The organism is Enterobacter sp. BIDMC 27, assembly GCF_000534415.1.
GTDB classification, from domain to species: domain Bacteria; phylum Pseudomonadota; class Gammaproteobacteria; order Enterobacterales; family Enterobacteriaceae; genus Enterobacter; species Enterobacter hormaechei_C.
In genome coordinates this window covers 1,412,273-1,436,777 of sequence record NZ_KI973178.1, presented here as the reverse complement: position 1 = coordinate 1,436,777, position 24,505 = coordinate 1,412,273, and the positions used below count along the sequence as shown (strand labels likewise).

Genomic DNA, 24,505 nt, shown 5'->3' with positions numbered 1-24,505 from the left:
CTTTAAGATTTTTTTTACGTAAGAAATTTGCACACAGAGCCGTTTTCACACATAAAAGCTAACCCTGTCCAAATATAATAAGGAAGATAAAATGAATAAATTTATTGTTACATCATTTTTTATTGCAATATTTTCAATTTCTGGCTGTTCTACATCCGGCAACCAAAAAATCAAAAATGAAACGGCACAGAGTCTACAATCAAAAATAATTAAAAACAAAACAACTAAGGCAGAGCTAGTTGCTCAACTTGGTGAGCCTGATACCAGAACGACTCTTGACGATGGCAACGAGCAATGGAGATATTTCATGTATAACAATCAGTTCAATGCCTCGACTTTTATCCCTGTTGTTGGTTTGCTAACTGGCGGTTCCCAGACTCAGTCTAAAACTCTCGAAATCGACTTCAATGGAGAAACCGTAAGCAAATGGACATTCTCTACTGATAATAACAATACAAAATCTGGCATTCTTAATTAATCGTTTCCTGGACAAGAAAATGAAAACATACTCAATTCTCGCAGTTATCCTTTCTACTTTTCTATTAACAGCCTGTAATTCAGAACCTTCTGAAAAAGATATATTTAATGTTTTTAAAAGTGTTGTAGACAGGTCAAATGCAAGTATGAAAGCTCTGAACTCAAGTATTCCCGAAAAAGATCTTTTAAGAATCGATTATGTGAAGAAAGTAAGTTGCACAGAAGAAGCAAACAATGTTTATAACTGCATTGTCGATGCCTCGATTAGCAATATGAAACAGACAAAGCCTGTTAAGCTTGTGAAAGCTGATGGTATCTGGAAAGAAATACAACAATAGAAAGCCATATTGCTTTAAAGCCCCTAATAGTAGGGGCTTTTATTTGAATATTCATTAAATATTTAGCTGTTTATTATAATTGTTACAGAAACCTTGTGCATCTTCAAGTGTAGTGTATTGAGTCGCTTCTGGACCATCATAAACATCATTAGTCCCTTCATAGTAGATAAAAATGACTTTTTTACCTTCGACTTCTTTTATCTCTGCGGTAAGTCTTTTTTGAGAGGTTTTAAAATCACCTGTTGGGAGTGGTGATTTTGAGAAGGGATTTTTTCCATAAGCCATGAGGTTGTTCTCTTATAAACCAAATGAGCTATAAGTATGATGCTATCCGTTGGGAAAATCAAACAAAAATTAGATTACTTAACAATATACAATTCTGGTTTCATTAATCGAAGTCTTTCAATCATTTCCTTAATATCAAAGAGAGTAATGTCCTTGCTATTCGCTCTGACACTAACTAATCTTATAGCTCTTTTTTGTTTGTCCAGATACTCTAAAAATTTGATGTAATCATTTCGTTTTTTCATATAGTATATTTTCATGTTAATATTCTCTTGCTCTGTTCGATACCATGCCTGCTCTTCATCCCAGAGAGTAATGTCCTCAATATTCATATAGCGGGGATAATGCACCTGAAAGCCATTTCCCAGAAGTATTTCAATACCTCGTTTCATTTTATCAATGTGGGATAAATGTATATCCCTGATATGAATGTCAGTAGACTTTATTTTGCCCCTGTGCTTCATAAATATTTCAGGATGTCCAAAATAACCCATTCCCGATAAAACATGCTCACCTTCAAAATTTAAAAGATCTGGATTAATACCTGCTTCAAACAATCGATCTATTATTTCAATTTCATAATCATAATAACCCGATTTCCACAGTGCGGTTTTACCAACGAAATTTCGGTGGTTGATATCAACACCATTTTTAATCAACCAGTTCACTTCATCAACGCTTGTAGCTTCAAATAAAAGAGTCTGGTCAAGCATCCCCCTATGTGTAGAAAGTGGTAAAACCTCTGGCTCTAACTCTAACCATTCTGTTCTTATCATAATTAATCCTGCAAAAATATTATCGTTTTCTTTTATTTAGCGCGAAAAAAGATAATATTCAAATAAATTACAGATTTATATTTATAATAATTAAAGCCGCAAATTTCTAACTTTTACAACTTCGTGAGTAATTTCTTTCTCTATAACTCTCATTTCATACTGAGCTTTAAAAATTGTATAGATTTCTTCTGCTTTTTCTTGATTGTTGTCAATATAGTTCACGAGAGAGTTTAGCTCTCTGATAACAGCCTCCTTATTGTTCAATCGCTGCAACAAAGTACTTGTAAGGCATTTGTATACAGAACTGAACATCGTCATAATGTTGTCTATGTTACGATTAGAGCGAATGTATAGCTGTCTTGGGTAGAAATACTTTAAATGATAGCCAACAAAAAGCAGATATAGCTGGTATGAGAAACTTTTATCGCCTGGCTGGTATCTTTTTGAGATATACTTATCGACAATAATGATAAGTTGCTCTTCTAGAGTAAACTCTGGATTGATGATGTTTTTGTCCATAAAATGCATCCTTGCATAATGAAATAGTCTTCCTGACCATATGTTTATATTTATCTCATTTATTTAACTTGTCAATAGGTGTAACCTATCAACTATTATTTTTTATTAAATGGTCTATTCAATTGTTCCATAGTGAGACCATGTCTGTAAGCATTATACTGCCAATAGCTAAATTGCTCTTTGTATCTATTGTTCTGTTTTTTCAACATTTCGTTTTCGGCTTTAAGGTTTATTATTTGTTGTGCCGCAATAGTTAAGTTAGCTGGTTTCTTTAGACCAGATTTTTTCAAATTGGACAAACTTTTCTTTATTCTATATGCTTCAACAACTTCATCATGAGCACTTAAAGATTGCCTTGTGATAGTTCTGTTTAGATTCTTATACACTGATTCACATAAATCACTCCATGTGATTTTACCGTCCCAAGTCAGTATAATGTGTTTAATTGCTTTTATTTCACTCCTGTTCAAATGTTTTGCCATAAGTATCTCCTGTTTTAATTATTCAAAAGCTTATTAATTCTTTCCAAATTTTTTTCATGGTGTTGCAACCATTTGTCTGCACCATAATCACCATTTTCATAAGCGATCTGAGTTATTCTCTTTAATTGCATTACTTTCTCTCGGACAGATTGCAGTCTAATTCTATCTACTGAGTTAATGTCCGGTGTTTCATTATCACATTCAATAAGATGATTAATTTTTGTACAAGGCTTGATTAAATAGTTATGTACACAGTAACCAAATTCAGTTAAGTGTATTGCACCTTGATTAAGGTTATCAAAATCAATTGTCAATTCATTTGTGGGTATTGACTCCCTTTGACAGTAATTACTCCTATTCAATTTAATAGCTTTGATTTTATCTAACATATCTTCTTCTGACACATGGTTATAAACTCTGTTCTGATTCGCATTGATACGACCAGACCATTTAGCTATATCCAGTTCAGACATTTCACCATAATGGGCTATTGTGTTTAAAAGGTGCCGTGGCTGGTGTGAGCGAATAAGTAGTGGTTTACCTTCATCATCATAATACCCATATCGGGAAAATATATTTTTATAATTCATCTCATAGCTTTTTTTTCTTTGTATGTCACTGAAAAAGAAACTTTTAGTAGGTTTGTAAAATGTGAAAATTGAAGTCATTCTTGATAAAGAAAATTGATCAGTATTGAGCAAGCATAAAGCATTACTAAATTTTATGGATTTTTCTTTATCATACCATGGAAAATCCCTGCTAAAATTAGAACTAATAATTTCCCACAAATTACTCAACGAATAGTTGTAATCATTGTGGTTTAAGAAACTTTTCCCACCATCCAAACTCGTTCTTTTAATTTTTAAAACACATGATTTATGATCAAATAAATTATACCCCAGTGCATGGCAAACTTGTACAACGGTCAATTTAGCTTTTTCATCAACTGTTGGGCAAAGCTCATGTCGGTAAAATTTATCCGGGTACTTTTCGCACCAGTGAGCAAGTGCTCTTGCATTTTGTGATAAGGAAAGTAATCTTCTAATCGCTTTCTTTGCAACTGGTATCATAACCCGTGGAATCCATTTGATATTAGGGCCATACCCTTTTACCGAATAAAATCTCAAACCATATCTTTCGATACCCTTGCCATCTATTTGTGTAATCTCACAATCAGCAGGTAAGGCTAAAATTTCAGAAATTCTGCTCGGACAACAAAGTAGAAGTGCAAATACTGAACTGGTGAACTTATCCCTTGGACTCAGTAACTCATCATTTTGAGAAAAAATATCAGCAATAGCGAGCAATGCTTCTTCATCTGGTAACTTATCGCTTCGGTGATAATCCTCAATCTCAGGAAGATAATTGTTTTTGACTTTCTGTTTTACATGGTTTTTCCATGAGATATATCCTGACTTCACAAGATTATGTTCACACAGAAACTTTGATATTTTTTCAAGCTGTATTCCACATTTAGCCAAAACGTTACCTTCAAAATATTTACTCCCGATCTGCATTGCCTCATCGAAAACAACGGCTGTAACATTATAAATGAGACCAGTGTTCTGAACCTGCAAAAGGGCCTGTTCGAGACATCGCAAGGCCATCATAATAACCCCATAATTTTTTAATGGTTTCAATGTGTGTTGATATCTGATATATGCTTTCGCAAAATTGATATAATCTTCGTGCATTGCATCAATGGAATCAAAGATTTTATTTCCAATCCCTATTTTTCTAAATGTGACATATCCTTTCCAGGCATACTGCTCCCAATCCTGAGTTTGGGTTAGTCCGGACAGTTGATAGCGACAAAATTTTATGAACTCATTATAATTTTCTTCTACAAGAATATGTTTTTTTGATTTGAACAAAATAATATTATTCATAGTTGATTCACCTCACTGCGATCAATCGGAATAAAAAATATACATTGATTGCAAGGGAATCCTGAATTCTGACTCTGGCATCTACTTGAAGAAAAAAATTTGAAATGACAACTCTTTTTCGATTTGATTCCGTTCATAAAAATATCAGCGACAAATGACAATTGTTCTGAAACAGCGGAATCAATCCTTTCAACACTGTCAGCATGATTTTTAATATAAATACCCGCACTTGAAGTAGAGGAATGATCCAATAACTCAGCTATAGTATTAACATTATGCCCATTCTTAGCCAGCATAGTTGCTATTGTATAACGAAGCCTACGAGGCGTAATATTTAGTATCGAACCGGTACGGTTGGATATTATATTCCCATTATTAACAATACCTTTCAATGCTACATTAGCAATTATAGGCTTCGCATATAATTTATTATATTCCAGAAGAATTGAACCTGTTATGGATAAATCTGAGAGTTTTTCCTCATTTAAGAAAATAGGAACTTCTCGTTTAGAATAATCATCAAGAGTTTTTCCAAGAGCTTGCTCAACGAGTTTCACTGATTGATTAGCTTGCAATTGAACAATTGATGCAACCTCTGATATTATTGCAAGTTCTCGATATCGTAGTTCTTTACCCCGTTGTTTTACTCGTGGCACTGAAATTACATATTCTACTTTGCCATTATCTAAGTTCTTTTGAAGAAGGTCTTTATATTTCAACATAACTAACTGCTGAGGTCTTCTACCTGTAAGACTGATCAATAGTGATATTGCATAATGTGGCAGTGACAGTTCACCTTTTCTATATGCATGATTCATAGCCTTAATCAAAGAAGTATGTTCTTCTTTATTTAATGGTCCCTCTGTTGGATCATCTTGAAGCACAGACTGACCAGATTTTTTTATTTTTAGGTCCAAATGCTTTAACAGTTCTACAGCACTTTCATCTATTCCCGGATATCCTAACTCAAACCATTTAATCAAAAATGGTCGTAAAACGCGAAATGATGCTGGGGCTTTTGATAATTTCTTATTTTGATATTCAATTAGAACCTTATCATCAATATGAGTAGGAGATAGTTTACGGATAAGACTCTCCATATTTCTAACAATATTTTTCACATACAAATAGCTGTTGCTATTAAAATAATATTGTACTGTATATACAAACCCACAAACCAAATTTTCGTTCATAGCAAATATTAAGTTTGTAAGATTGATTCCGTTATTTTCAATCGAACTGACGATTTTATGTTCATGCAAAGACATTTTATCCGAGTTGTATTTAATTAAATTATTCATCAAATTCTCCTTTGAATAGTTGCTCTTGTTGCTCAAGTGCAGTTTTTTTCGATAGCTCAAAAATATGCCTGCGATTATAAATTATTGAAGTTTCTGAACCCGGTCGCCATCCCATGAGATAAGAACGGATTTGTTGCTCTTTTTCATCGGATATGTCCTGATTCTTGTCTATTGCTTTCGAAAACTCATAATTCCATGTATGTCTGAGTTTGTGGCCTGTCAATCCCCCTAGAAGTGAGGAGGATTGACGAACAACACTCACCACTTTGTGATATGAAGAAAATGAAATAGGTTGCCCTTGAGTTTTTCCTTCCTTATAAGTAATAAACAGGAAGTCATGTTTGTTAGAATTTTTTATCTTTCTTCGATCATTCATAATATAATCTAAAATTTCAAACATGAGCTTTGTATCAGCAATTAATTTCCTCTCACAAGTTTTAACTAATGGCTGATACACTCGCGGATCTGTTTTATCATTTGCTCTTCTTCTTATTGCAATTGTCGATTCTGCAAAATCTATATCACCAATTCGCAGATTCAAAAGTTCACCTGCTCTCAGGCCAAAGCAGTATAATAGCAAGAATATTAGATTGTTTCTTTTTTGCACTTTTTCTGAAAAAGGATTTAATTTACTACCCGGTGCAAGAGTGCTAAACAAAGAATCCAATTGTTCTTTATCTAAGCTTTTTTCTATATCCATATTATATTTATCATTGTTTCTCGGTTTCTTTCTTTTTATGTTGTTAATGAAATCTAAAATATATTTGAGAGTATCCTTCTGTCCTGTATGAGAAAGATGTATTTTGCACAGCCATTCCAGATAGTTAGCTATGGTTGTAATCCGAAAGTACTTAGTTGGTTTTTTGACATTTGAACTCCTAAAGTTATCATCCTCGCCATCTCGGAAATTGAATGAAGTGAATTCAATCAAATCTTCAATTTCATGAGGAGCCAGAAATATATTTTTCTGAATTCTTTCATCAATATTGATCTCTTTCCTCATAAAGAATCGATATAACAATGAAATGCTACCGGCAATAACCTTCATTGTTGATATAGACTCTGACCGATTCCTGACCTGTGTTGTTATATACAAGTTAGGATAATACAATGGTTCACCAGTATTTTTATTTACAATATGACAATATCTCTCACCATTTTCGAACATAAAAGAATCCACACAAATACTACGCATATTTTCCTCCTAAACTTTACAAAAAGTATAATTCCAATATATTAATAATAAGCATTTCGTAGATTTACAAATTTATTTGAATCAATTAAGCCATTTAGTTAAATTAAAACAGTGAGATAGACGATTATTCCTGTCAAATTATCATCTGGTAGATCTAGTTATTATTATGTACACCTAATACTTCGAAAACTATCTCACTGCCTTACAAATAAACGGTCATAAAAATAATGTAAGTTATTCTGTAAGGTTTTAAGCCAAAATATGGAGCCAAACTTTACATTTTCATAAAAAGCTCTTAGTCCAATAGATATAAAATTATCTGCTTCGCTAGGAGTTTCGTTTCATCAGGACATTTAATTAGCGAGAACCAAGTCTCGTAAACATATATCTGTTTGGAAGCATTAAGCTCAGAGATCGAGTCTAAGGGTTCTCTCAAATTTCCTACAAGGTACTGACTGAGCCAGTAAATGATTTGTTTATTAAACTCGTTATTGGGTAAGTCGTAAATCACTTCTGGGTCAAAGATCTTGTAAAAAAGATCTCCGCATAAATTGCACATATGGTTATCTTCATTCACAAATTCTTCGATATTCATAAAATGTCTCCCCAAATCAATTAAGCAACATTATTTCGACTTGTTTCGATAACAGACTGAATCCAGGCATCTATCTCACTTTCGACGAAAGCTACGGCACGAGTTCCAATTTTGACAGGGGCAGGAAACTTACCATCTTTGATCAGACGATAGATCCAGGCTTTGCCGAAACCAGTTCGTTTCAAGACTTCTGGTAAACGAATTAAGCTTTGATTAGTTGTAGTCATTTGGCTGTCTCCTCCGCTTCCGTTACGAAGATATTAGCCACACAGATTTGTATCTATGAAGGGAATGCTGATAACTGAAAAGTTAGATGAGGGAAGAATGAAAGGAAATTCCGGGGAAGGAAAATATTTACGCCCTCCCCTTGACAATTAACATGATGATTTACAACTAGAAAGAGCCGAGTTCAGAAATCGGTATGTTGAGGAGATGGCTGTTTTTGCTGATAAAGTATTCGAGACTACGGGTTGTTTCTCCATTCAATGACTTCTCTGCAACAGGCCTGTCTGTATCTTTAATGTGATCTTCTCCTCTGATCTCACTTGTAAAGTCGGGATACAAGACACGAGACAAGACCATATTTGAGATTTTTACTTTTTTAAATTTTGCCCAAATCAATAGATCCATCATTGGGATAATATTGTAATCGACAAGTTTTCTTATCTTTGCCAGTCCAATTTTTTCTGTTTTTACTGGCTCAATTTCATATTCTTTCCTGAGAATGGGTAGCATCGTTTGTAAGGCTGTTATAATTTCTTCATCGCTGGACATTCCTAAATCAAATGAAACATATATTTTGCTGCTATTTTGGTTAAGAAAAAAGTCTCTCATAGTTTTTGTTATTGGTTTCTTTTTCAACTCTTTTTTGAAATCGCCATTTTCTTCAAAAAAATCCATGCTAAACATTATTAACTTGTTCTCTAATTTTTTTATATCACCAAAGCTAACCTGCGCAACATGTCTTTGGCCCTTGCCAAAATGACCATGATTATTATCTTGTATGCTTAAAATAGGATTACCTTCAAGGATAGACCTTAAATTTTGATTATCATCTTCCCAACCAAAATTTACACTGTCGAAAATCGCTTCTCTAAAGGCAAGCTCTGTATGCAGTTCTTTGATTGTAAGTGATTTTAACTGCTCATAGTTTTCGAGACTAAACCAGCTTTTTAATTCTTCATAAGGGCTTACTACTTTCATTAATCCCTCCACTGTATTCAAAGCTTGAATGAGTTAACACTGCTTATTTGAATTACTTCTCCCTTAACAAGGTTGATAAGGGAGAACGATTAATTAACTACTTATTCATAGTTAAGTCTTTTTAAAATCAAATGGTGAAACTTGTCGTATTCTAAGGAGGTCAAGGTAATCGGCCCACCACTGCAACATAAGCTTTCTCTCATCAAGGTGCTCTGCTTTATGTATGTAGGCAGCACGAACTGAGTTCCGCTCCTGATGGCTCATTTGCCGTTCAACAGCATCTTTCGACCACAAGCCGGATTCAATCAAGGCACTACAAGCCATAGCCCTGAATCCATGTCCACAGACCTCCACGGTTGTGTCATAGCCCATAGACCTCAAAGCCTTGTTTACCGTATTTTCACTCATAGGCTTTCTGAAATTATGGTCGCCAATGAACACGAGTTCATGATCACCGCTGATCTCTTTAATTTCCGTCAACACAGCCAATGCCTGACAACTCAAAGGAACAAGGTGTGGAGTTCGCATTTTCGAACCACGGTGCGAATGTTTCACTCCTGGTAATGGTTCTCGTTCAGCGGGAATAGTCCACATAGCATTCTCGAAATCGATTTCCGACCATCTTGCAAATCTGAGTTCACTGGAACGAATGAAAATGAGCAATGTCAGCTTTACGGCTAACTTCGTGAGTTTTCTACCCTTGAAACTATCAATTCGTTCTAAAAGTTCTGAGAATCGTTCGAATGGCAAGGCTGGCCTGTGGACTCTTTTAGCTACAGCAATAGCTCCTGCCATCTCCTGGGCAGGGTTGTAATCTATCAGCCCGTTCTGGACAGCATATCGCATTATTGCTGTGGTTCGTTGTTGCAAACGAGCAGCTACTTCTAGTCGTCCAGAAGTCTCAACAATTTTGACTGGAACGAGAAGATCTTTGGTTTTAAGCTCGGCTATTTTTCTCTTTCCTATGGAAGAGAAAAGGTTATCTTCAAGGCTCTTTAAAACCCTTTCACTATGAGATTCTGACCATTTCCTTTTACAGGCAGTATGCCAATCTCTTGCAACAGCTTCGAATGTCAGGGCTTCGCTCTGCTCGATTTTGTCTGCTTTTTTCTTCTCGGAAGGATCGATACCATCAGATACCAACTTTTTGGCTTCATCTCGCTTCCTGCGAGCTTCACCAAGAGAGACCATTGGATAAACACCCAATGCTAAAACTTTCTGTTTGCCATCGAAACGGTATTGGAGTCGCCAGTATTTTGAACCATTGGGATTGATTAGCAGGTGCATACCCTGCCCATCGGTGAGTTTGAAGGGTTTGTCGGAGGGCTTGGTAGTCCTAACTTTGATATCGGTGAGAGCCATCAGTTGATACCTCCAGTGTTGGTACCAAAATCAATCGAACCGGGAATACCATCAGTTATACCATCATCAGTTGGTATATGTTCAAGGAATTGAGTAGACGTGGACAGACTAAGAAAAGCCAGAAACCTGCTTAACTTACTGTTTTTATGGACTAAAGTAGACGTTAGTAGACTTGAAAAAAGCTTTGTATGGTGCCGAAGGCCGGACTCGAACCGGCACGTATTTCTACGGTTGATTTTGAATCAACTGCGTCTACCGATTTCGCCACTTCGGCACTGAAGGGGATGCGGAAACGTTGTGGATTATACCTGTCGCGCGCCGCCATGCAAGCGACGACGCGCTAAACCCGCGCTAAGTGCCCAAAAAACCAGCGCCCTGGTTACTCCAGCTCAGACACTGCAAGACGAATCACCCCCGCCGCCTTCTGCTCCGGCAGCGCCAGCACCTTCGCCCACATTTCCTGCACCATATCGCAGGAGAGCTTCTCCTTGCCCACCGCCTTCTCCGGCATCTGCAACAGCTGGATGTCCTCGCCGTACTTATCGGCAAGCGCCTTCATAACCGGCCGGACATCCTCGACAGCCGCCTCACGTTCGGCCTGCGTCACGGTGTGGCGTTTTTTGCCGTAGGCCGCACGCATCATGTCGGCGTCGGCCTGCATGCGCCGCGTCATCAGGTCTTTATCCAGCATGCGCATCGGATTCACGCCTCCCTTCACCGTCGGGTAGAGGAAGCGGAAGCAGGCGTCGTCGCTCACCTTCTGGATGGCGGCGGTCTGCTCCATGTTGATGGTCATGTAGTTCACCACGTTGGCGTCCGGGGCGTTTTGCAGGCGCGACATCTGCAAGTGCAGGATCTGCGGCTGGATGGTGTCGATAATCTGCTGCTCCGGCTCGCCCGCTTTTTGCAGGGCTGCCATCTGGTCGAGGATGCGCTGATGCAGCGCGGGCTCCTGCTCCTTAATCACCTGCCAGGCAGGCATCGCGTTGAGGGTGGTATCAATCTGCGCTTCCGGAGCGCGTTGCCTGTCAAAGAACACCCAGAACGCCACGGCGGCGACCGCGACAATAACAACGACCGTACTGATCCACGTTTTTTTCATCTCGCATCCTTATCCTTGAGTTGTGCCGGTTTACACCGGCACGCCGCTATGGAAGCGAAACTCGTGGTCCGGTGTCGAGATAAGTGTGGCTTCAATTTCGCCAAAAAGCTGTATGCGCGGTGAGATATCGTCGTCGCTCACCTGCCGGGCAAGCGTCAGGTAGTCCTGATAATGGCGCGCTTCCGAGCGCAGCAGCGAGAGATAGAACTTCTGTAAGTCATCGTCGAGGAACGGGGCCAGCGCGGCGAAGCGTTCGCAGGAACGGGCTTCGATGTAGGCGCCGCAGATGAGCTTGTCGATCAGCGTCAGCGGTTCGTGGGTGCGCACTTCCTTCAGCATCCCTTTGGCGTAGCGGCTGGCGGTGATTTTGACATACGGAATATCACGGGCCAGCATCGCCTCACGCACCTGCCAGAAATGGTGCAGCTCCTCTTTAATCAGCAGCACCATGCTGTCGATGAGCGCCTGGCCCCACGGGTCGTCGGTTTTGGGCATCACGCTTTTGCCAATCTGCTTGTGCAGGGCGATGAAGTCCGGCTCCGGGCCGTCGCGAAAGGTGAACTGTTCGTAAGGTTTGAGCCAGTCGAGCAGCGCGTCGGCACCACTTTCGTCGGCGACGTATTTACGCACCAGCAGCAGCGCGGTCTGGGCGGCCTTGAGCTCGCACACCATGTGGTCGGTGAGCAGCAGCGGCAGGTTCGCCGGGTCGCGGGCTTTATCAATCCATGCTTGCGGGGTCGGGCACTGGAGGAAGTTAAGTACGGGGGCGAGTATCTGCGGGTAATCCATGGTTCTGCCTTGAAAAAGCGGTGGCACGCGCCACCGCCTGAAACGCTTAGTGACGCACGCCGTCGTCGTCTTCGTCGACGTAATCTTCGTCGTCGCCTTCTTCGCCGTCTTCACCGTTCGGATCTTCGAAGTAGGTTCCCCAGCCGTCGTATTCCACTTCAAACTTCTCGGCCAGGTTCATCAGCTGTTCTACCTGCGCGTCGATCAGCTCCGCCTTCAGCGCGCCTTCGCTCAGGATGTCGCAGCAGATGACGGTGTCGCCCTCTTCCACTTCCAGCTCTTCCGGCTCGGTCACTTCGTAACCCAGCTTGAAGGCTTCCACGGCCATTTTTTCCAGCGCTTCAAAGTCGTCCGCAGAGAAATGGTGCTCGATGGTGTACAGCGCGTCCGGATCGCTACCGTCTTCCAGCAGTTCTTCAATAATCAGACGCGTCTCTTCGCGTTGCTCTTCCAGTAATTCCGGGTTTGCCATGGCTCAATCCTCTTTAAAGTGCGGCAGATACTTCTATTTTCACACACGGACGGGTTTGCCTCCACCTTTGTTGGAAAGATTTGTGAAACGGGGTTGCAAATGAATAATTACACATATAAAGTGAATTTTAATTCAATAAGTGGCGTTCGCCATGTGAGGATAAAATGTCTGATCTGTACAAGAAACACTTTCTGAAATTGCTCGACTTTACCCCTGCACAGTTCACTTCTCTGCTGACCCTTGCCGCACAGCTCAAAGCCGATAAAAAAAAGGGCAAGGAAGTACAAAAGCTTACTGGCAAAAACATCGCGCTCATCTTCGAAAAAGACTCGACCCGTACACGTTGCTCTTTCGAAGTTGCCGCATTTGACCAGGGCGCGCGCGTTACCTATTTAGGGCCGAGCGGCAGCCAGATTGGGCATAAAGAGTCAATTAAGGATACCGCACGGGTGCTCGGGCGGATGTACGACGGCATTCAGTACCGCGGCCACGGCCAGGAAGTCGTCGAGACGCTGGCGCAGTATGCTGGCGTGCCGGTGTGGAACGGGCTGACCAACGAGTTCCACCCGACGCAGCTGCTGGCGGACCTGCTGACCATGCAGGAGCACCTGCCGGGCAAGGCGTTTAATGAGATGACGCTGGTTTACGCGGGCGACGCGCGCAATAACATGGGCAACTCGATGCTGGAAGCGGCGGCGCTGACCGGGCTGGATCTGCGTCTGGTGGCCCCGAAAGCCTGCTGGCCGGAAGAGAGCCTGGTGGCAGAGTGCAGCGCGCTGGCCCAGAAGCACGGCGGCAAGATCACCCTGACGGAAGACGTGGCGGCGGGCGTGAAGGGCGCGGACTTTATCTATACCGACGTGTGGGTGTCGATGGGCGAAGCCAAAGAGAAGTGGGCGGAGCGAATTGCGCTGCTGCGTGGGTATCAGGTAAACGCGCAGATGATGGCGCTGACCGGCAACCCGGACGTGAAGCTCCTGCACTGTTTGCCGGCGTTCCACGACGACCAGACCACGCTCGGCAAGCAGATGGCGAAGGAGTTCGATCTGCACGGCGGGATGGAGGTAACGGACGAGGTGTTTGAGTCGGCGGCGAGCATCGTGTTTGACCAGGCGGAAAACCGGATGCATACGATTAAGGCGGTGATGGTGGCGACGCTTGGGGAGTGATTGGGTCCTCTGAGCGCTGGTGCCCTCACCCCGGCCCTCTCCCACGGGGAGAGGGAGAAAAACCTAAAAACGACAACAGCGTTATCGTCAGGCAGAAAAATTCATTTTACTGACGCTTTCTCAGATACGCATTAACCATAATAGGTATTTATGATTTTATTAACCATTATTTACTGAGTAGATAATGGTTAATATCAGGTCATTATCAATTACAAAACACCGTATATTATCGGCATAATATTTCCTTATTGCTGCATTTCATTAATAAGGATTTTTTATGTCATGGAATAAACATGAAGCTGTGTCATACGCCCGTAGCCACGCACTAACCCATACTGGACACTATTGCGCTCGAGCAATCGCCGCCGCCATTCGAGCCGGAGGGCTTAAAATCGAAGGGGCCAACCTATCGCCAACTTCAGCCAGCAATAACCTTATACAGGCATTATTAATATGAATAAGCTCATCTTAATCGTGTTATTCAGCACAGCAGCATTGGGGGCCGAAGATTTTCAGATACCGATGCAGCGCGCTCTTGAATTCAATCGCTGGTACATTAAACAAGTGAACAACGATCGTTATCCCATCCAACAGGGAAATGAAATCGATAAGTTCGTTACGGCCAGCACCATGAAAAAATTACGTCATGCAGACGATCCCCGTTATGCCGACGCTGAATTTTACGAGGCGGATTTTTTTATGAAATCGCAGTATATCGGCGAGGACTGGGCTGAGAATGTGGCTATTGATTCGTATGATTCAGACCCGGTCTGTGTAAACGTGAATATCACGTTTGGCAAAAAGACCCAGCACACCGTCATTGATTGCATGGTGAAAGAAGATGGGATCTGGAAAATCCAGTCTGTCGCCGCTCGGGATAATAATTGATGTCCCCCGCTAACAATAATGTAGCCGCCTTTGTTGCCGGGTGGCGCTGCGCTTACCCGGCCTACAAGTCCCGTAGGCCCGTGCAAGCGAAGCGCCGCCGGGCAAACCGGCTCCATTTCATTGATTTTTCACCCCGAAAAAGGTACGTTTTCGCCTTAATTCCAGCGTGGACATACCAGCATTATGCCGATTATTCAGTCTGTTGAACGTGCGTTGCAGATCCTCGACCTGTTCAACGAGCAGGCCACCGAGCTTAAGATCACCGACATCAGCAAACTGATGGGGCTGAGCAAGAGTACCCTCCACTCGCTGCTGAAAACCCTCCAGCTTCACGGCTATATCGATCAGAACCCGGAGAACGGTAAGTATCGCCTCGGCATGAAGCTGGTCGAGCGCGGTCATTTTGTCGTGGGCTCGATGGATATTCGGCAGAAGGCGAAAGGCTGGCTGACGGAGCTGTCCCGGCGAACCGGGCAGACCACCCATCTGGGGATCCTGGACGGGCGTGAAGGGGTCTATATCGAGAAGATTGAAGGCAAGCTGGCCGCCATCGCCTATTCGCGCATCGGCCGCCGCCTGCCGGTTCACGCCACCGCCATCGGCAAGGTGTTGATTGCCTGGCTGGGCGAGCCCGAGCTGAACGCCCTGCTGGAGGGCTATCAGTACACTACCTTTACGCCTTCCACCCTCGCCTCTCGTGAAGCACTAATGAGTGCCCTGGCGCAGACCCGCGAGCAGGGCTATGCCCTGGATAGCGAAGAGAACGAGCAGGGCGTGCGCTGCGTGGCGGTGCCGGTGTGGAATCACGAATCCCGCGTGATTGCCGCCCTGAGCCTGTCGACCTTGACCTCGCGCGTGGACGACGCCGAGCTGGCTGATTTCCGCGAGCAGCTTCAGCAGGCCGGGCTCCAGCTCTCACGCGCGCTGGGCTACCCGGCCTGAGCCGTCAGACCGGCTCGTAGGTGAAGTAGTCGAAGTCAGCGTGGCAGCCGTCGCCGCTGATGTCCTCGCAGTGCAGTCCCACAAACGCGCCGGTGAAGAAGCCGCGCCCGCCGATATAGTCGTCCGACAGCTTCCACGCCTCATACGTCACCGGCACGGTGTGCCACGTCTCGCCGTCGAACGAGTAGCTGTAGCGGTAGACCAGCGCATCCACATCCACCCTTAGCCAGACGCTCTCCGCACTCTCCGGCACGGGAATGGGCTGCTCGTGCAGCGGCCACGACGGCACGTTGTGGTCGAGCTGAATAACCTTAATCGTTCTGCCCTGCCCCTCCTCGTAGTCCACAAAGCAGTAGCTCCAGTTTTTGCTGTTGTAGTAGCAGGTCAGCCCCGCGCTCTGCTGGAAGTGAACCGGCGAGAACTGCATCCGCGTCTCGGCCCGGAAGATGAAGTGCTGCCAGCGGCGCGCCACGGTCGACTGGGTAAAGGTCGAGTTGAGCGAGTCGTTGCCGTACAACCGTAAATAGCCGGGGCGCGCGGTGAGCGAGCCGAGGGTGTCGTCGAACGGAATGCGCAGAGTCTGCAATTCAGGGTCAAGCGTGCTGCCGTCGAAATCATCCCGCCAGCTACCCTGAGCGGCGCCAGGCTGCTCCGCCACCTGCGGGCCTTTCACGGTCAGCTGCGCGTGCTTACCGCCCTCCACGTACGGCCAGCCATCGCGCCATTCAATGCGGGCGACGCCGGTCTCGCGACCCAGCGGACAGTAGCCGCGTCCGCCGGAGGCCAGCAGCGGCACGCCGGGCAGGCGCAGCGGGCGGCTGGTAAGGTAGGCCATATACCACTCCCCGGTGTGGGTTTGCAGCAGCGAGCCGTGGCCGCTCTTTTGCAGCGGGTTCTCCGGCAGGTGCCAGCTGGTCATCATCGTCACGTCCGGGTGAAGCTCGTACGGCCCGTCGATGGTTTTTGCACGCAGCACCACGACGGCGTGCTCGTAGCTGGTGCCGCCTTCGGCAACCATCAGGTAGTACCATCCCGCGTGCCGATAAAGATGCGCCCCTTCGGTGTAGCAGAGCGGCGTGCCGGTAAACAGCGTTTTGCGCTCGGGCGAGAGGGTGCCGGTCTGCGGGTCAAACTCCTGCATCACGATGGTGTTGTGCGGGTTGCTGTGATGGCGCGGCCCCCACGGGCGGTAGAGGTAGTATTTGCGGCCATCGTCGTCGTGGAACAGGGACGGATCGAACCCGCCGTTGCCCATCGGGATCGGCTCGCTCCATGGCCCCTCAATGGACGGCGCGGTGACGAGGAAGTTGCGGCCATTTTTCCACGGCGAATCGACAATCTTCACGTCGGTATAGAGCAGCCAGAATTTGCCGTCGGCGTAGCTCAGGCACGGCGCCCAGATACCGCCGGAGTCCGGGTTGCCCTTCATGTCCAGCATCGACACACGGTCCAGCGGCGTGCTGACCAGCGACCAGTTTTTCAGGTCGCGGGAGTGATAGATGCGCACGCCCGGGAACCACTCGAAGGTCGAGGTGGCGATGTAGTAGTCCTCGCCCTGGCGGCACAGGGACGGGTCCGGGTTGAAGCCGGTGAGTATCGGGTTAGTGATTTCCATGTTGCCTCCGGTTAATGGGATGCGGCTGTCGCGGCGTCGGGAATGGCCTCGCCCTGCGCCGCGCGGTGCTTGATCAGCTGCTGGCTGATGGCCTCCACGTGGGCGTCGGTGAGCTTATAAAACGACAGCATGATGAACATGCCCGCATAGAGCACCACGGGCACCACGCAGAACAGAATTTTGATGGTGGTGAGCACCTCGACCGGCTGCACGCTGCTGCTGGCGGAGTAGTTCACGTACGCCAGGATCCAGCCCACCACCGCCCCGCCAATCGCCAGGCCAATCTTCAGGCTGAACAGGTAGGTGGAGAACACCAGCCCGTCGAGGCGGCGACCGCTGCGGCTCTCCTCGTAATCCACCACGTCAGAGGCCATCAGCCACTGTAGCGGCGTGGTAGTGTTAAAGACGAACAGGAACAGGATGTTGAGGGCAAAAATGAGCGCGATGTGCTCCGCCGGGGTGACGAAAATCAGCAGGCTGATCAGCGAGTAGGCGACGATGATCCATTTAAAGGCGGTGACGCGGTCGAAGCGGCCCAGCAGACGAGACGAGCAGAGCGAGCCGAACATGGTGGCGAGGCTGCCGTAGAGTAAAAACTGCGTCGCCATCTCCGGGTGATCCATCACGTATTTCACGAAGTAGAGCGTCGCCCCGCCGCGCACCACGTTGGAGCAGGTCGCCATCATCTTGAACGCGCACATGATCCGCCACTGGCTGTTGCCCAGCAGCAGCTTAAGATCTTTCGCCACCGACGAGCCCGGCTGCACCTCAAAGGTGTAGCGCTCTTTGGTGGTGAAGAAGCAGACATAAAGCAGGACCACGCCGCTCAGACCCAGCACGCACATGGCGCCGAAATAGCCCACCTGCTCGTTCCCTTTGCCGATGATGCTGACCAGCGGCAACGCGATGCCGCTGATGGCGAGCGACCCCGCGGCGGCGAGGAAGAAACGCCAGGACTGAAGGGCATGACGCTCTTTCGGGTCGGCGGTGATCACCCCCGGCATGGCGCAGTAAGGGACGTTAACGAAGGTGTAGACCAGAGTCAGCAGAATATAGGTCACGCAGGCATAGATGATTTTGCCCTGCGCGGAGAAGTCCGGCGTGTAGAAGGTCAGCATGCAGACGATGCCGAACGGGATGGCGCCCCACAGCAGGAACGGGCGGAACTGGCCGTAGCGGGTGCGGGTGCGGTCTACCAGCAGCCCCATCAGCGGATCGGTCACGGCGTCGAGCACGCGGGAAACTAAAAACAGCGTCCCCATTATGCCCGCGGAGAGACCGAACACGTCGGTGTAGAAATAGGCCAGCAGGAACATCGTGGCCTGCCAGACGAAGCCGCAGGCGGTATCACCCAGCCCGTAGCCAATTTTGTCTTTCATGGTTAATTGCGTCATCAGAATTACACCCTTATGTAGTGTGCTGAATTACAACATTGTGTTACTGGAGTGTAATGAGCTGCTCAATTAACCAGCAATGGTCATATCTTATTTCTGAATTACGTTATTTCGCTTTTGTGACGCCAACGATATATCACAAGTCATTGTTTAAATTAGAAAATTAAAGACAAGCAGAAAACGTCCGCGGAATATTTTCCGCAGACGACTTTCTCTCAAAAAAAAATTAAAGGCCGAGTGCTTTTTTACCGGCGTTAATTACCTCAATGATTTTATCGGTGTCATAAATACAGCCTTTCCAGGCGCCGCCGCTCACGGACTGTAATGCCGCCCACAGCCGGGTATCGTCCGGCAAAAAGTCGTGAGCGTGCAGGTCCGGGTGCGTCTGCCGCCGCGCCAGCTCGCGCGCCCCCTCTTCCGGCGTAAGTGGGTTGTCCGCGGTACCGATGAAGTTCACGCTACCGGTCAGAGTCAGGCGGTCCACGGCAATCTCAATGATGTCGTTATCGCGCAGCTTACCAATCGGCCCTCCCGCCAGCGCCTCCGGCGATACGTGGCCGAAGCAGGCCCCCGTCGACACGCCCGAGAAGCGCGCATCGGTGATTAACGACACCGTCTTGCCCCACGAGATATGCTTCAGCGCGGAGGTAAGCTGGTAGGTCTCTTCCATACCGGTGCCGGACGGCCCGCCGCCGATCACCACCATGATATCGCCCTGCGCAATCTCTTCCCGCTTTATGGCCTTGATGGCCTGCGCTTCCGAGACAAACACCCGTACCCGGCCAGTGTGGCGGTAAACGCCATCTTCGCCCACCACCGACGGGTCGATCGCCGTGGCCTTGATCACCGATCCTTCCGGCGCGATGTTGCCCGTCGGGAAGCAGACCGTCGAGGTCAGCCCTTTCGCTTTTGCCTTCTCCGGCGGCAGGATCACGTCATCCGGCTCCACGCCGTCCTGCTCGCGCAGGCACTGGCGGAAGCGCTTACGGCGCTCGGACGTCTGCCACCAGTCGAGGTTCTCGCCCACCGTCTGGCCGGTGACGGTCATGGCGTCCAGATGCAGCAGGCCGAGATCGCGCAGGTGGAGCATCACCTCCGGCACGCCGCCCGCGAGGAAGGCGCGCACGGTCGGGTGATAGTCCGGGCCGTTGGGCAGCACGCTTACCAGGCGAGGCACCCTGCGGTTGACGCGCGTCCAGTGTTCAACGTCCGGGATCGTGCAGCCCGCCGCGTGGGCGATGGCCGGAATGTGCAGCAGTAAATTAGTGGAGCCGCCGAACGCCGCGTGGATCACCATCGCGTTTTCGATGGCTTTGTCGGTGAGGATATCGCGCGTGGTGATGCCGCGGTTATCCAGTTCACTGACCGCGCGCGCCGACTGGCGGGCGATCTCCAGCCACACCGCCTGCCCGGACGGCGCCAGCGCGGAGTGCGGCAGCGCCAGACCCAGCGCTTCCGCCACCACCTGCGAGGTGCCCGCCGTGCCGAGGAACTGACACCCGCCGCCCGGCGAGGCGCAGGCGCGACAGCCCAGCTCGGCGGCCTCCTGCAAGGAGAGCTCATGGTTGGCGAAGCGCGCGCCGATGGTCTGCACCTTGCCCGCGTCTTCCCCCACGGTGGGCGGCAGCGTCGCCCCGCCCGGCACCAGAATGGTCGGCAGATCGTGCATGGAAGCCAGCGCAATCATGGTGGCGGGCAGCCCTTTATCGCAGGTCGCCACGCCGATCACCGCCCGACGCGTCGGCAGGGAACGAATCAGACGGCGAAACACGATCGCCGCGTCGTTGCGGTACGGCAGGGAGTCGAACATGCCGTGCGTGCCCTGCGAGCGACCGTCGCACGGATCGCTGACGAAGGCGGCGAAAGGGATCCCGCCGTTGCGGGTGATCTCCTTCGCCGCCGCCTGCATCTGCATGCCGATCTCCCAGTGCCCGGTGTGGTAGCCCAGCGCGACCGGGCGTCCGTCTCCGGCGCGGATGCCGCCCTGGGTGCCGATGATCAGCACCTCTTTGCCGGTGAGCTTGTTGGCATCCCAGCCCATCCCGGCGTTCTGCGTCATACCGAACAGGTTGCCGCTGGGGGATTCCATCAGCATCTGCGGGGTCAGCGGCAGCGTGCCCTGCGGCCCCGCCGCGTGGGTGATCACCGCATAAAACGCATCGTCCTGTGGGGTGAAAATTTTCTCAATGGTCATCGTTATCGTCCGGCTCAGCAGAGTTTGAGCTGTTGTAACAGGGTTTTCAGCTGCGCCTTGCGCGGCTCGTCCAGCGGCGAGGCTGGCGGCAGGACGTGCGTAGAAATCGGACGACCGCAGAGCACGATCGCCTCTTTAATGACGTTCACAAACGGCGTATCCAGCTGATACATCTGCGGGATTTGCAGCAGGGTCTGATGATACTCAGCCGCTTTCGCCACGTCTTTATCCCGCCAGGCTTTCAGAAGATTCACCGACACCTGCGGTGCAAAGTTGCCACTGGCCGAAATCGCCCCGTCGCCGCCGAGCAGCAGGGTATTAAACAGATGATCGTCGTAGCCGCACAGCACCGTGAAATGAGGATGGGCGCCTTTAACGGTGTGGATCATGCTGCGCAGGTGAGCGACGGAGTCGATGGTGTCTTTGATGCCGACGATGTTACTGCGCGAGTCGGCGAGGGTTTTCACCAGCGCCGGGGTCAGATCCTGCCCGGTCAGCGCCGGGAAGTTATAGAGCATCACCGGCAGCGTGACGCTGTCGGCCACCTGCTCGAAATAGCGGATCAGGTTCGCTTCCGACACTTTCCAGTAGTAAGGGTTGATCACCACGATGCCGTCCGCGCCCGCCTGCTGCGCGTGCTGGCTGAGCTCAATGGTTTCCCGGGCGTTGGTGCCGCCGGTGCCGATCAGGACCGGCACACGACGATCGACATGATCGATCGCAAACCGGGCAATGGTTTTACGCTCTTCGGCGCTGAGCTGGGAGAACTCGCCGCCGCTGCCCAGGAAAAACAGGCCGTCGACGCCCGCAGCAATCAGATCGTCGATCAGCGCGGCGGTACCCGGTTTATCGAGCTGGCCATCGGCGGTAAAAATGGTGGAGACAGGGGGAATGATACCCGTGAACAACGCGGACTGCGGCATGAGATCTCCTTGTTGAAACATTTTGTTCTACATTATAGAACGGCGTTCATTAATTTAACGATAATACTATGACGCAGAAAAAGCGCAGGTAAATGGGAAGGGATGAGGGAGTGCGGGAAGTTTAAGCTGGATCACATTATGCGTGGGTGCGGTCTGGTGCCCTCACCCTAACCCTCTCCCAAGGGGAGAGGGAACTTTTACACCCTCTCCCCTTGGGAGAGGGCCGGGGTGAGGGGTTACTCTACCAGCATCTTCACCACAACCTTACGCACCTGCGCCGGCGCTCCCGCCGCGCACAGCGGCTTATGCACTTCGCCCGGCCAGAACACCACAAAATCCCCTTCGCTCAGCACCACGGTTTTCTCCTGCTCGCCTTCCGGCAGGAACGCGATGTCTTTGTCCGCCAGCCAGTCGGTGTCCGGCGTACCGTGCGGCAGGGTACTGAAGGTCATCCCTTCCTGACCTTTTAGCACAATCTGAATATCCAGATAGCGTGCATGGTATTCAGCGCGACGCTCGGCGAACGGCTGGGTCATGTCCTCCGAAACCAGATAAAACAGGCTGTTGCCATCGATGTCGTGCTTACCGGTCGGCGTTGCGTCGGTGACGTGGGCCTTAACGTGCTCAATGGCCTGGCGCAGCTCTTCTGGCAACCAGGACTGGAGATGATGAATATTGCCAATAATCATGATACAACCCTCATATTAAAACATTGTTTCATTTTCATGTTTTATACGAGAATTGCCTCTTCCATACCAGCCCTTTTTAGACAAGATTTGCGTCAGCGCATGTTTATCGGAAAATGTGTTAATCCATTGTTAATTGCACACAGGCATTTATGCAGTGGTTATGCATAACCTCATTTCATGCGCTTTGCACATAGGATCTAACTCACTGAATTTACAACGTAACTCACAAAACCTGTTGGCATATCACACTTTATCACTTCGGTTATTTCCTTTAAAAATCCATAATTATTTATTGATTTCTCTTAAGTGAAAAATAGTTAATTGTCATTATTGCATAGCTATTCCCGAGATTGAATTTTATTGTTTAAAATCAACAGTATAACCAAATATTTCAAAACATGTGATTCTACAAAATAATAACAAATTCAAATATTGCCACCCGTTCCTGCTTAGGTATTCATCCCTTAATAATATGAAATTAATCATTATCTGATACGAATCATGCAATTGAAAACAAACTCATCAATATCGGTTTTCGCGTGAGCAATGTCACAATAACCATTATTTAAGCGCCTACTATAAATGACGAAATCAATTGAGCTTAGCCGCCATGAAATTAAACATCTCACATGGCGCATGCCCTTTTTATTCTGAAAAAAAGTTAAAGGAATAATTATGGAAAAGCATTACGTCGGTTCTGAAATTGGTCAATTGCGTAGCGTTATGCTGCACCGTCCTAATTTAAGTCTGAAACGGTTAACCCCCTCAAACTGTCAGGAGCTGTTATTTGATGACGTGCTCTCGGTTGAACGGGCGGGTGAAGAGCATGACATCTTCGCAAACACGCTGCGCGAGCAGGGTGTGGAAGTCCTGCTGTTGACCGACCTTCTTACGCAAACGCTTGATATTGCGGAAGCAAAAGCCTGGCTTCTTGAAACACAAATCTCCGACTATCGCCTGGGGCCAACCTTTGCCGCCGACGTGCGCGGCTGGCTGGCGGATATGCCGCACCGCGAACTGGCGCGCAGATTAAGCGGCGGATTAACCTACGGTGAAATTCCGGCGGCCATTAAAAATATGGTGGTCGATACCCACACGGCGAATGATTTTATTATGAAGCCGCTGCCGAACCACTTATTTACCCGCGATACCTCCTGCTGGATATATAACGGCGTCTCCATTAATCCGATGGCGAAACCCGCCCGCCAGCGTGAAACCAATAACCTGCGGGCAATATATCGCTGGCACCCCGCATTTGCCGACGGCGAGTTTATTAAGTATTTCGGCGACGAGAATATTAATTACGACCACGCCACATTAGAAGGCGGCGACGTATTAGTGATTGGTCGCGGGGCGGTATTGATCGGCATGTCCGAGCGCACGACGCCGCAGGGCGTGGAGTTCCTCGCCAACAGCCTGTTTAAACATCGCCAGGCCGAGCGCGTGATTGCCGTTGAGCTGCCGAAACACCGCTCCTGCATGCACCTCGACACCGTGATGACCCACATCGACGTGGACACCTTCTCCGTTTACCCGGAAGTGGTGCGCAAGGACGCCCAGTGCTGGACGCTCACCCCGGACGGACGCGGCGGCCTGCTGCGCACCCAGGAAACCGACCTGCTGCACGCCATCGAGAAAGCCCTCGGCATTAACCACGTCCGCCTGATCACCACCGGCGGCGACGCCTTTGAAGCCGAACGCGAGCAGTGGAACGACGCTAACAACGTCCTGACCATCCGCCCGGGCGTGGTGATCGGCTACGAGCGCAACGTCTGGACCAACGAGAAGTACGACAAAGCGGGCATCACCGTGCTGCCGATCCCGGGCGACGAGCTGGGACGCGGTCGCGGCGGCGCGCGCTGCATGAGCTGCCCACTGGAACGCGACGGAATTTAAAGGAGCCATC

Annotated in this window: 26 protein-coding genes and 1 tRNA gene; 7 read left to right on the top strand and 20 right to left on the bottom strand. The window is 47.9% G+C overall.

Going from position 1 to position 24,505, the window contains the following annotated elements; translation table 11 throughout:
* Positions 1-91: 91 nt before the first annotated feature.
* Both L463_RS15725 and L463_RS0122635 read left to right on the top strand, forming a co-directional pair.
* Positions 92-478, top strand: coding sequence for a hypothetical protein (locus L463_RS15725; protein ID WP_001549551.1), 387 nt, complete (start codon positions 92-94; stop codon positions 476-478).
* Positions 479-497: 19 nt separating this feature from the next.
* Positions 498-815, top strand: coding sequence for a hypothetical protein (locus L463_RS0122635; RefSeq protein WP_001549552.1), 318 nt, complete (start codon positions 498-500; stop codon positions 813-815).
* A 54-nt stretch (positions 816-869) separates the two neighbouring features.
* Here L463_RS0122635 and L463_RS23420 read toward each other — a convergent pair whose 3' ends face one another.
* The 15 genes from L463_RS23420 to rraB all read right to left on the bottom strand — a co-directional run bounded on the left by L463_RS23420 (position 870) and on the right by rraB (position 12,785).
* Positions 870-1,100 carry a hypothetical protein gene (locus L463_RS23420; protein WP_001549553.1) on the bottom strand — a complete coding sequence of 77 codons (231 nt, stop codon included), beginning with the start codon at positions 1,098-1,100 and terminating at the stop codon, positions 870-872.
* Positions 1,101-1,174: 74 nt separating this feature from the next.
* Complete coding sequence (locus L463_RS15730) at positions 1,175-1,876, bottom strand: ankyrin repeat domain-containing protein (RefSeq protein ID WP_001549554.1); 702 nt, start codon at positions 1,874-1,876, stop codon at positions 1,175-1,177.
* Between the two features lie 90 nt (positions 1,877-1,966).
* On the bottom strand, positions 1,967-2,395 hold the full coding sequence (locus L463_RS15735; RefSeq protein ID WP_023316358.1) for a hypothetical protein: 429 nt from the start codon (positions 2,393-2,395) through the stop codon (positions 1,967-1,969).
* 95 nt (positions 2,396-2,490) lie between these two features.
* Complete coding sequence (locus L463_RS15740; protein WP_001062149.1) at positions 2,491-2,877, bottom strand: hypothetical protein; 387 nt, start codon at positions 2,875-2,877, stop codon at positions 2,491-2,493.
* Between the two features lie 14 nt (positions 2,878-2,891).
* Positions 2,892-4,766, bottom strand: a complete 1,875-nt coding sequence (locus L463_RS15745; RefSeq protein ID WP_023316357.1) for a hypothetical protein — start codon at positions 4,764-4,766, stop codon at positions 2,892-2,894.
* Entirely contained in the window at positions 4,763-6,067 is a 1,305-nt protein-coding gene (locus L463_RS15750) for a tyrosine-type recombinase/integrase (protein WP_023316356.1), read from the bottom strand. Before L463_RS15750 ends, L463_RS15745 begins: the two co-directional genes overlap by 4 nt.
* Positions 6,060-7,262 carry a tyrosine-type recombinase/integrase gene (locus L463_RS15755; protein WP_023316355.1) on the bottom strand — a complete coding sequence of 401 codons (1,203 nt, stop codon included), beginning with the start codon at positions 7,260-7,262 and terminating at the stop codon, positions 6,060-6,062. Before L463_RS15755 ends, L463_RS15750 begins: the two co-directional genes overlap by 8 nt.
* Before the next feature lie 295 nt (positions 7,263-7,557).
* The gene (locus L463_RS24555; protein WP_023316354.1) at positions 7,558-7,857 is read right to left on the bottom strand and encodes a hypothetical protein; all 300 of its coding nucleotides are present in this window, start codon (positions 7,855-7,857) and stop codon (positions 7,558-7,560) included.
* Between the two features lie 20 nt (positions 7,858-7,877).
* Entirely contained in the window at positions 7,878-8,084 is a 207-nt protein-coding gene (locus tag L463_RS15765) for a helix-turn-helix transcriptional regulator (protein ID WP_023316353.1), read from the bottom strand.
* A 166-nt stretch (positions 8,085-8,250) separates the two neighbouring features.
* Entirely contained in the window at positions 8,251-9,060 is an 810-nt protein-coding gene (locus tag L463_RS15770; RefSeq protein ID WP_023316352.1) for a DUF6387 family protein, read from the bottom strand.
* 111 nt (positions 9,061-9,171) lie between these two features.
* On the bottom strand, positions 9,172-10,422 hold the full coding sequence (locus L463_RS15775) for a tyrosine-type recombinase/integrase (RefSeq protein WP_023316351.1): 1,251 nt from the start codon (positions 10,420-10,422) through the stop codon (positions 9,172-9,174).
* A gap of 189 nt (positions 10,423-10,611) precedes the next feature.
* Positions 10,612-10,696, bottom strand: a tRNA-Leu gene (locus L463_RS15780).
* 105 nt (positions 10,697-10,801) lie between these two features.
* Complete coding sequence (locus tag L463_RS15785) at positions 10,802-11,524, bottom strand: hypothetical protein (RefSeq protein ID WP_032103165.1); 723 nt, start codon at positions 11,522-11,524, stop codon at positions 10,802-10,804.
* 30 nt (positions 11,525-11,554) lie between these two features.
* Positions 11,555-12,313 carry a tRNA isopentenyl-2-thiomethyl-A-37 hydroxylase MiaE gene (miaE, locus tag L463_RS15790; protein ID WP_032103164.1) on the bottom strand — a complete coding sequence of 253 codons (759 nt, stop codon included), beginning with the start codon at positions 12,311-12,313 and terminating at the stop codon, positions 11,555-11,557.
* Positions 12,314-12,359: 46 nt separating this feature from the next.
* On the bottom strand, positions 12,360-12,785 hold the full coding sequence (gene rraB, locus L463_RS15795) for a ribonuclease E inhibitor RraB (protein ID WP_017694625.1): 426 nt from the start codon (positions 12,783-12,785) through the stop codon (positions 12,360-12,362).
* 99 nt (positions 12,786-12,884) lie between these two features.
* On the opposite strand from rraB, the gene L463_RS24480 reads away from it, so the two are divergent.
* From L463_RS24480 to xynR, 4 genes are all read left to right on the top strand, one after another.
* Complete coding sequence (locus L463_RS24480; RefSeq protein ID WP_213014347.1) at positions 12,885-12,980, top strand: putative translational regulatory protein ArgL; 96 nt, start codon at positions 12,885-12,887, stop codon at positions 12,978-12,980.
* The gene (gene argF / locus L463_RS15800; protein ID WP_032103161.1) at positions 12,950-13,954 is read left to right on the top strand and encodes an ornithine carbamoyltransferase; all 1,005 of its coding nucleotides are present in this window, start codon (positions 12,950-12,952) and stop codon (positions 13,952-13,954) included. Before L463_RS24480 ends, argF begins: the two co-directional genes overlap by 31 nt.
* 453 nt (positions 13,955-14,407) lie before the next feature.
* Positions 14,408-14,842: a DUF3828 domain-containing protein gene (locus L463_RS15805; protein WP_017383897.1), complete on the top strand. Its 435-nt coding sequence runs from the start codon at positions 14,408-14,410 to the stop codon at positions 14,840-14,842.
* A 183-nt stretch (positions 14,843-15,025) separates the two neighbouring features.
* Positions 15,026-15,784, top strand: a complete 759-nt coding sequence (gene xynR, locus L463_RS15810; protein ID WP_023295830.1) for a DNA-binding transcriptional repressor XynR — start codon at positions 15,026-15,028, stop codon at positions 15,782-15,784.
* A gap of 4 nt (positions 15,785-15,788) precedes the next feature.
* On the opposite strand, the gene L463_RS15815 is transcribed toward xynR, so the two are convergent.
* The 5 genes from L463_RS15815 to L463_RS15835 all read right to left on the bottom strand — a co-directional run bounded on the left by L463_RS15815 (position 15,789) and on the right by L463_RS15835 (position 22,599).
* Positions 15,789-17,399 (bottom strand): glycoside hydrolase family 43 protein, encoded by a 1,611-nt coding sequence (locus L463_RS15815; RefSeq protein WP_023295829.1) that lies wholly within the window; start codon positions 17,397-17,399, stop codon positions 15,789-15,791.
* 11 nt (positions 17,400-17,410) lie between these two features.
* Positions 17,411-18,793 (bottom strand): MFS transporter, encoded by a 1,383-nt coding sequence (locus L463_RS15820; RefSeq protein ID WP_032103159.1) that lies wholly within the window; start codon positions 18,791-18,793, stop codon positions 17,411-17,413.
* A 226-nt stretch (positions 18,794-19,019) separates the two neighbouring features.
* Positions 19,020-20,987 carry a xylonate dehydratase YagF gene (gene yagF / locus L463_RS15825; protein WP_032103158.1) on the bottom strand — a complete coding sequence of 656 codons (1,968 nt, stop codon included), beginning with the start codon at positions 20,985-20,987 and terminating at the stop codon, positions 19,020-19,022.
* Positions 20,988-21,001: 14 nt separating this feature from the next.
* Entirely contained in the window at positions 21,002-21,910 is a 909-nt protein-coding gene (gene yagE, locus L463_RS15830) for a 2-keto-3-deoxygluconate aldolase (RefSeq protein WP_032103156.1), read from the bottom strand.
* Between the two features lie 236 nt (positions 21,911-22,146).
* Entirely contained in the window at positions 22,147-22,599 is a 453-nt protein-coding gene (locus L463_RS15835; protein ID WP_032103155.1) for a YhcH/YjgK/YiaL family protein, read from the bottom strand.
* 675 nt (positions 22,600-23,274) lie between these two features.
* Between L463_RS15835 and arcA the strand changes: the two genes are divergently transcribed.
* Positions 23,275-24,495 (top strand): arginine deiminase, encoded by a 1,221-nt coding sequence (gene arcA / locus L463_RS15840; RefSeq protein WP_015572525.1) that lies wholly within the window; start codon positions 23,275-23,277, stop codon positions 24,493-24,495.
* Positions 24,496-24,505 lie beyond the last annotated feature (10 nt).